This is a genomic window from Streptomyces sp. NPDC045955 (assembly GCF_056430805.1).
On the sequence record NZ_JBWKKY010000001.1, the window covers coordinates 678,199 to 685,879 of the forward strand.

Below are 7,681 nucleotides of genomic sequence, written 5' to 3' on the forward strand. Positions count from 1 at the left end.
ATGCGGGACCCGCTGTCCGTCCTCACCGACGCCTTCACGTCCTTCCTCTTCGGAAAGGTCGAGACGACCCGGCTCCCGGTGCGCACGTCCACGGGCCAGGCCCAGGCGGTCTACCTCCCGACCGCAGCGCCCGGCCTCGGCGACTCCGGCGTCATCATCGGCCGCGAGGTGTACTCCGGAAAGGGCTACATCTACGACCCCTTCCAGCTCTACGGCCAGCAGCTCCCCGCCCCCCACTGGCTGGTCCTCGGCGAGTCCGGCAACGGCAAGTCGGCGCTGGAGAAGACGTACGTCCTGCGCCAGCTCCGCTTCCGCGACCGGCAGGTCGTCGTCCTGGACGCCCAGGGCGAGGACGGGGTGGGCGAATGGAACCTCATCGCCCAGGAGCTGGGGATCACTCCCATCCGCCTGGACCCGATGGCCGCCCTGGACATGGGGATCCGCCTCAACCCGCTCGACCCCGCGATCACGACCACGGGCCAGCTCGCCCTGCTCCGCACGATCATCGAGGTCGCGATGGGCCACGGCCTGGACGAACGCTCCGGCTTCGCCCTGAAGGTCGCGCACGCCTACGTCAACGAGACCATCGTCGACCGCCAGCCGGTCCTCACCGACATCGTCGAGCAGCTGCGCCACCCCGAGCCCGAGTCGGCCGAGGCGATGAACGTCGCCATAGACGACGTACGGGCCTGGGGCCTGGACGTGGCCCTGGTCCTGGACCGTCTCGTCGACGGTGACCTGCGCGGCATGTTCGACGGCCCCACCACGGTCGGCATCGACCTGGACGCCCCGCTCATCGTCTTCGACCTGTCCCACATCGACCGCAACTCCATCGCCATGCCCATCCTCATGGCGATCGTCGGCGTCTGGCTGGAGCACACCTGGATCCGCCCCGACCGGAAGAAGCGCATCTTCCTGGTCGAGGAGGCCTGGCACATCATCAACAGCCCCTTCGTCGCCCAGCTGTTCCAGCGCCTGCTGAAGTTCGGCCGACGGCTCGGCCTGTCCTTCGTGGCGGTCGTCCACCACCTCTCCGACGTCGTCGACGGCGCGGCGGCGAAGGAGGCCGCGGCCATCCTGAAAATGGCCTCGACGAGAACGATCTACGCCCAGAAGGCGGACGAGGCGAGGGCCACGGGCCGCGTCCTGGGCCTCCCCCGCTGGGCGGTGGAAATCATCCCCACCCTCACCCCCGGCATCGCCGTCTGGGACGTCAACGGCAACGTCCAGGTCGTCAAACACCTGGTCACGGAGACCGAACGCCCCCTGGTCTTCACCGACCGCGCGATGACGGAGTCCTCCGCGGACCTCACGGACGACGACGCCCTGCGCGCCGCCGAACTGGAGGCGGAGGAACGAGCGGCGGCCTTCGTGGAGCACCACCTGGGCGACTCCGAATCGACGGTGGCATAGGGGGAGGACGCGTGAGACCGGACGACCGCCGCATCCAGCGCGACAGCCAGGGAGGCATCCCCGACGGCCTGCTGGTCGGCATACTCGCGTTCCTCCTCGGCATGACCCTGCTGGTGTGGACGGCCACCGGCCTCGCCGCCCTGTTCGCCCACGGCTCCTGGCCGTCCGGCGTCACCTTCACCCGCACGCCCCTGGCCATGCGCGGCCTCATCGCCCAGCCCCACGACATCCCCGGCGCCTGGCCCGACACACCCCCCGGCGAGCTCTCGGGCTACGGCCTGTTCTGGGGCCTGTTCATCGGCCAGCTGATGATCCTGATCGTCCTGACGGTGTTCGTGATGGGCACGCTGGCCAGGTGGAGAGCGGTCCGCGCGAGGCGCCGGGCGGAGAGGATGGCCCCGCCGGACCCGGCGGGGGTCGCCTACGGGGCAGGCGGCCCGGCACACCACGAGACGCTGACGGCGCAGCAGCACGGGGCACCGACCCCGGCGCAGCAACACGGGGCACCGACCCCGGCGCAGCACGACGCCCCCACATCGGCGCAGCACACCACCCCCACGCCTGCGCAGCACGACGTCCCCACGCCCCGCCGCGCAGCCCCCGAACCCACACCCACGCATCCCTTGGAGCCGACGGCACCCCTCGGCCCGACCCCGGCGGCCGCGCCCACGAGCCCCGCTTCTCTGTTCGGTCAGGAACGGGTGGGCCGGTGGGAAAAAGTCCTCGTAGCCCCAAAGGAAACCCGCCAGACAACCGCCACCCAGGCGGTACGCGACGCCGAGGGCCCCGCCCTCATCGTCACCTCGAACCCAGCCGTCTGGCAGGAGACCAAGGACGCCCGGGCCAAACTGGGCCCCACTCACCTCTACGACCCCACCCACCTCTGCGCCACCCCCGCCCGCCTCCACTGGTCCCCCACCGCCGGCTGCGAGGACAAGGCCACAGCCACGGGAAGAGCAACCGCCCTCCTCGCCCCCGTCCGCCCCACCGCCAAACTGGACCAGGCCCTCAGCGACACCGCCGAGACACTCCTGCGGAGCTACCTGCACGCCGCCGCCATCGACGGCCGCACCATCCGCCACGTCCACCGCTGGTCCCAGGGCACCCAGATCCAGGACGCCGTGCGCATCCTCCGTACCAACCCCAAGGCCGCCCCCGGCTCCGCGGGCGAGCTCGAAGGCGCCCTCACCGCCCACCCCGAACGCCGGGACATGGCACAGCAGCTGACGACCCGTGCCCTCGCAGCCCTCTCCACGGTCAACATCCGCGAGGCCTGCACTCCCAACCGAAATGATGCCCTCGCCCTGGATTCCTTCGTCGACGAAGGGGGCACGCTTTATGTGGTGGGTGAATCCATCGAGGACCCCAGGACGAACCCGGGCGCGATGCCCCTCCTGACGGCCCTCGTCTCCAGCGTGGTCGAGCGTGGCCGGCGCATGGCCGAACGGTCATCCTCCGGTCGCCTCGACCCACCATTCACCCTCGTCCTGGACGACGTCGCCGCCGTGGCCCCGCTCCCCCAGCTCCCGGAGCTGCTGGCCACCGGAGCGGACCGGGGAATGCCGACCCTGGCCCTGCTCCGCTCCCGCGAACAGGGCCGCGCCCGCTGGCCGCACGACGAACTACCGGTCTGAGAAGGGCACCCCGGCAGAGCTCCGCTCCAGCACGAACTCCAGCTCCCGCTCCCCGGCGTCCCCCAGCGGCACGACCAGCCCGCTCGGCAGGAACCCGGCCCGGCGATAGAACCGCTGCGCCCGCCCGTTCTCCTCGTGCACGATGAGCCGCACCCGCTCAAGCCCCCGCCCCCACGCCCACTCCAGGGCCGCGTCGAACAGCACCTCGGTCAGCCCGCTCCCGCGCTCCTCGGGGCGTACGAACACGCCGACGATGTGCCCCTGCTTCCGCTCCACCGGAAACCCGGCCCAGTCGGTCGTCCCGGGCTCCTCCACGAGCACGGTCAGCGTGCCCACCCACCGCCCGTCGGGCCCCTCCGCGATGATCTGCTGAGCCTGATCGGCCCCTTCGGCGCTCCTCGCCGTCCGCTCCTGCCAGAAGGAGTCCGGCCGGGCCTCGGCCTCCTCGTACGTCTCCAGGAAGGCCAGGTGCGCCACCGGGTCCCGCAGCGCCGCGAGCCGCAGCTCCTTCGCCGCAGGCCACTCATCAGCACGGACGGACCGGATCACATAGCTCATGCGGGCCACGGTAGTACCCGGGTACGACACCCCTCACCCCGATTACCACCGCCGGTCCGACGTCCGCCGCCCCCGCACGCACGAGCATCGAAGCATGCTGACGGCACACGAACTGACCAAGCGCTACGGCGACCGGACGGTCGTCACCGACCTGTCCTTCACCGTCCGCCCCGGAACGGTCACCGGCTTCCTCGGCCCCAACGGCGCCGGCAAGTCCACGACCATGCGCATGATCCTCGGCCTCGACGCCCCCACCCGCGGCCACGCCACCGTGGCCGGACGCTCCTACGCCGCCCACCCCGCGCCCCTCACCGAGGTCGGCGCCCTGCTGGAGGCCCGCTCGGTCCACCCCGGCCGCACGGCCTACCACCACCTGCGCGCCCTCGCCCTCACGCACGGCATCCCCCGCACCCGGGTCGAGCAGGTCCTCGCCCTCACCGGCCTGACCGACGTGGCCCACCGCCGCGTCAAGGGCTTCTCCCTCGGCATGGGCCAACGCCTCGGCATCGCCGCCGCCCTGCTCGGCGACCCGGCCACGCTCATCCTCGACGAGCCGGTCAACGGCCTCGACCCGGAGGGCGTGCTGTGGATCCGCACCCTCCTCAAGTCCCTCGCCGCCGAGGGCCGCACGGTCCTCGTCTCCTCCCACCTGATGAGCGAGATGGCCCTCACCGCCGAGCACCTCGTCATCATCGGCCGCGGCCGCCTCCTCGCCGACACCACGGTCACCGACTTCGTCCGCGACTCCGGCGCCGGCACCGTCAAGGTCGTCACCCCGCACGCCTCCGACCTCGTACGCCTCCTCACCGCGCCCGGCGTCGACATCGCCACCGACACCCCCGGCACCCTCCAGGTCCGCGGCACGGACGCCGAACACATCGGCCGCACGGCAGCCGCCCACGGCATCCCCGTCTACGAACTGACCCCCAACGCCGCCTCCCTGGAGGAGGCCTTCATGGACCTCACCCGCGACGCGGTGGAGTACACGGCGACGCTCGAAGGAGCGGCAGCATGACCACGGCGACCCTCCCCTACCGCGTGACCCCGGCCCGCGTCCTGCGCTCCGAGTGGCACAAGCTCCGGACCCTGCGCTCCACCTGGATCACCCTCATCGCCACGAGCCTGCTGACCGTCGCCATGGGCGCGGGCCTGGCCGCCGCCTACGACGGCACCGGCGAGGGCGGAATGGACACGGTCCTCTTCATCCTCCTCGGCACCCAGTTCGCCACGATCAACCTCGGCGTGCTCGGCATCCTCGCCACGGCCGGCGAGTACTCCACGGGCCAGATCCGCGCCACCATGACCGCCGTCCCCCGCCGCTTGCCCGTCCTCTGGTCCAAGGCGGCCGTCCTGGCCGCGATCGCCTTTCCCCTCACCCTGCTGACGAACCTCGTCACCTTCCCCCTCGCCCAGTCGTTCCTCACCGGCACCGACCAGGCGGCCTCCCTCGGCGACCCCGGCGTCCTGCGCGCCCTCGCCGGCAACGCGGCCGGCCTCACCCTCCTCGCCGTCCTCGCCCTCGGCATCGGCGCCCTGCTCCGCTCGGTCCCGATGGCCATCGGCGCCTTCACCGGCCTCATCATGATCGTCCCGGAGGTCCTGGCCATGCTCCCGTACGACATCGTCGACGACGCCGTCCGCTACTTCCCCGGCAAGGCCCTGGAGACCCTCACCACGGCCCAGCCCCTGCCCGGCACGGCCTCCCCGGGCGCAGCCCTCCTCGCCATGATCCTGTGGACGACGGCGAGCCTCACGCTGGCCGCGGTGGTCCTACGACGCCGAGACGTCTGACAAGCGGCTCGGGAACCCGCACGATGAACCCCGTGACGGAAGAACGGGCGCCGGAGCCCCTCACCGAATACACCCACCGCCTCACCCGGAGGCTGCGCGCCTTCGACCGACGCCACCCCCTGCTGTGGGACGCGCACATCACCGGCTTCTGGGTGACAGCGGCCCTGATCGACTACGTCGGCGGCGGCTGGCGCCACAACGCCCACAACCTCGACCTCCCCGGCTGGATCCTCCTCACCCTGAGCCTCGGTCTCTCGATCCCTCTCCTCTGGCGACGCACCCACCCCCGGGCCGTCCTTGCCGCCATGGCCCTCTTCGCTCTCGTCAACGCCTGGACAGGCGCGGCACTCCAGGCAGCCCTGCTCCAGCTCGCCGTCGTCCATCACATCGCCCTGCGCCGGGCCCTGCGCGACCTGTGGTGGGTGACGGCCCTGGTGATGGCACCGGTCCTGGTATCGGTCGCGCGCCACGGGGAGGGCACCTGGGACCAGCAGCTGGGCTCCCAGCTGATGTCCCTCGCCGTGGCCGCCCTCATCGGCATCACGGTCCGCACCCGCCGCAACTACACCGAGGCCCTGGAGGACCGCGCCCGCCGCCTGGAGACCGAACGTGACCAGCAGGCCCGTCTCGCCGCCGCCGCAGAACGCGCCCGCATCGCCCGCGAGATGCACGACATCATCGGCCACAACCTCTCCGTCATCACCGGCCTTGCCGACGGCGGCAGATACGCCGCCGCCAAATCCCCGGCACGCGCCGCTCAGGCCCTCGACGCCATCGCCACCACCAGCCGCCAGGCTCTCACCGAACTCCGCCGCCTCCTGGACGTCATGAGGGAGGACGAACAGAACCAGGCGGACCTGACCCCCCAACCCGGCCTCACGGACCTCGGCCACCTCCTCGACGGCGTCCGCTCCGCAGGCCTCCCCGTCCAGGCCACCACCCACGGCAGCCCCACCCTCCCTCCAGGCCGCCAGCTCACCGTCTACCGGGTGGTCCAGGAAGCCCTCACCAACACCCTCAAACACGCCGGTCCCAGCGCCACCGCGCAGATAGAGCTGTCCTACGAGGACAAGGGAGCCGTGACCGTGACGATCACGGACACGGGCAACGCCACCCGAACCGACGGCCCGGCCCCAGAGGGTCGCGGCCTGCCCGGAATGCGGGAGCGAACCGCCCTCTACGGCGGCACACTTGAGGCGGGCCCCCGCCCGCATCCCGAGCAGGGCTGGCGCGTCCGCCTACACCTCCCGGAGGAAAGCCCGCAGTGACCACGGTCCTCATCGCCGACGACCAGCCCCTCCAGCGCTTCGGCTCCCGCATGCTCCTTGAGAGCCAGGACGACATGACGGTCGTGGGCGAGGCGACGAACGGCAGCGAAGCGGTCCGCCTGACGGCCGAGCTCCACCCCGACGTCGTCCTCATGGACATCCGCATGCCCGGCCTGGACGGCATCGAGGCGACCCGCCGCATCACCGCCGCCGGCGACCGCACCCGCATCCTGATCGTCACCACGTTCGACCTCGACGAGTACGCCTACGCGGGACTCCGCGCAGGAGCCTCCGGCTTCCTCGTCAAGGACGCCCAGCCCGAGGAGCTCCTGGCCGGCATCCGCGCGGTCGCCACGGGCGACGCGGTCGTCGCCCCCAGCCTGACCCGCCGCCTCCTCGACGCCTACGTCCACCACCTGCCGACGGACCCGTCGCGAACCGAAGCCCCGCCGCAGGAGGACCCCCGTCTCGCTTCCCTCACCGACCGGGAACGCGAAATCCTCACGGTCATCGGCCAGGGCTGGACGAACACGGAGATAGCCACGCGCCTCCACCTGGCCGAGTCGACGGTGAAAACGCACGTGGGCCGCATTCTCGCGAAGACGGGCTCCCGCGACCGCATTCAGGCGGTGATCCTGGCGTACGACACAAAGCTGGTTCAGCCGTCATGAAACACGCTCGAGAAAGACGCTCATGAAACGCAAAAAGGCCCACACCGTAAGGTGTGGGCCTTTTCAATAATTGTTCGGCGGCGTCCTACTCTCCCACAGGGTCCCCCCTGCAGTACCATCGGCGCTGTAAGGCTTAGCTTCCGGGTTCGGAATGTAACCGGGCGTTTCCCCTACGCTATAACCACCGAAACACTATGAAACTGTCAGCCGCACCACGTGTGGCACGTGGGGCTGTTCGTGGTTTCAGAACCAACACAGTGGACGCGAGCAACTGAGGACAAGCCCTCGGCCTATTAGTACCGGTCAACTCCACACGTTACCGTGCTTCCATATCCGGCCTATCAAC

Annotated in this window: 7 protein-coding genes and 1 rRNA gene; 6 read left to right on the top strand and 2 right to left on the bottom strand. The window is 70.9% G+C overall.

Annotated features, from left to right (window positions below):
* Both AC07F0_RS03240 and AC07F0_RS03245 read left to right on the top strand, forming a co-directional pair.
* Entirely contained in the window at positions 1 to 1,413 is a 1,413-nt protein-coding gene (locus tag AC07F0_RS03240) for an ATP-binding protein (protein WP_436731576.1), read from the top strand.
* Between the two features lie 11 nt (positions 1,414 to 1,424).
* Positions 1,425 to 3,047 carry a type IV secretory system conjugative DNA transfer family protein gene (locus AC07F0_RS03245; RefSeq protein WP_478973522.1) on the top strand — a complete coding sequence of 541 codons (1,623 nt, stop codon included), beginning with the start codon at positions 1,425 to 1,427 and terminating at the stop codon, positions 3,045 to 3,047.
* On the opposite strand, the gene AC07F0_RS03250 is transcribed toward AC07F0_RS03245, so the two are convergent.
* Positions 3,036 to 3,605: a GNAT family N-acetyltransferase gene (locus AC07F0_RS03250; protein WP_478973525.1), complete on the bottom strand. Its 570-nt coding sequence runs from the start codon at positions 3,603 to 3,605 to the stop codon at positions 3,036 to 3,038. The genes AC07F0_RS03245 and AC07F0_RS03250 overlap by 12 nt on opposite strands.
* A 94-nt stretch (positions 3,606 to 3,699) precedes the next feature.
* Between AC07F0_RS03250 and AC07F0_RS03255 the strand changes: the two genes are divergently transcribed.
* Genes AC07F0_RS03255 through AC07F0_RS03270 form a run of 4 tightly spaced genes read left to right on the top strand, consistent with a single transcriptional unit; the run spans position 3,700 to position 7,335 of the window.
* Positions 3,700 to 4,620: an ABC transporter ATP-binding protein gene (locus tag AC07F0_RS03255; RefSeq protein WP_478973528.1), complete on the top strand. Its 921-nt coding sequence runs from the start codon at positions 3,700 to 3,702 to the stop codon at positions 4,618 to 4,620.
* Positions 4,617 to 5,396, top strand: a complete 780-nt coding sequence (locus AC07F0_RS03260; protein WP_478973531.1) for an ABC transporter permease — start codon at positions 4,617 to 4,619, stop codon at positions 5,394 to 5,396. The genes AC07F0_RS03255 and AC07F0_RS03260 overlap by 4 nt, the downstream gene beginning before the upstream one ends.
* A gap of 23 nt (positions 5,397 to 5,419) precedes the next feature.
* Positions 5,420 to 6,664, top strand: a complete 1,245-nt coding sequence (locus tag AC07F0_RS03265) for a sensor histidine kinase (RefSeq protein WP_478973534.1) — start codon at positions 5,420 to 5,422, stop codon at positions 6,662 to 6,664.
* Positions 6,661 to 7,335 (top strand): response regulator, encoded by a 675-nt coding sequence (locus AC07F0_RS03270; RefSeq protein WP_436731600.1) that lies wholly within the window; start codon positions 6,661 to 6,663, stop codon positions 7,333 to 7,335. The genes AC07F0_RS03265 and AC07F0_RS03270 overlap by 4 nt, the downstream gene beginning before the upstream one ends.
* 72 nt (positions 7,336 to 7,407) lie before the next feature.
* Here AC07F0_RS03270 and rrf read toward each other — a convergent pair.
* A 5S ribosomal RNA gene (gene rrf / locus AC07F0_RS03275) occupies positions 7,408 to 7,524 on the bottom strand.
* Positions 7,525 to 7,681 lie beyond the last annotated feature (157 nt).

Bases quoted from the DNA above. Each gene is read 5' to 3' on its own strand.
- AC07F0_RS03240 (WP_436731576.1), top strand. From the start codon at position 1: ATGCGGGACCCGCTGTCCGTCCTCACCGACGCCTTCACGTCCTTCCTC.
- AC07F0_RS03250 (WP_478973525.1), bottom strand. From the start codon at position 3,605: ATGAGCTATGTGATCCGGTCCGTCCGTGCTGATGAGTGGCCTGCGGCG.
- AC07F0_RS03255 (WP_478973528.1), top strand. From the start codon at position 3,700: ATGCTGACGGCACACGAACTGACCAAGCGCTACGGCGACCGGACGGTC.
- AC07F0_RS03260 (WP_478973531.1), top strand. From the start codon at position 4,617: ATGACCACGGCGACCCTCCCCTACCGCGTGACCCCGGCCCGCGTCCTG.
- AC07F0_RS03265 (WP_478973534.1), top strand. From the start codon at position 5,420: ATGAACCCCGTGACGGAAGAACGGGCGCCGGAGCCCCTCACCGAATAC.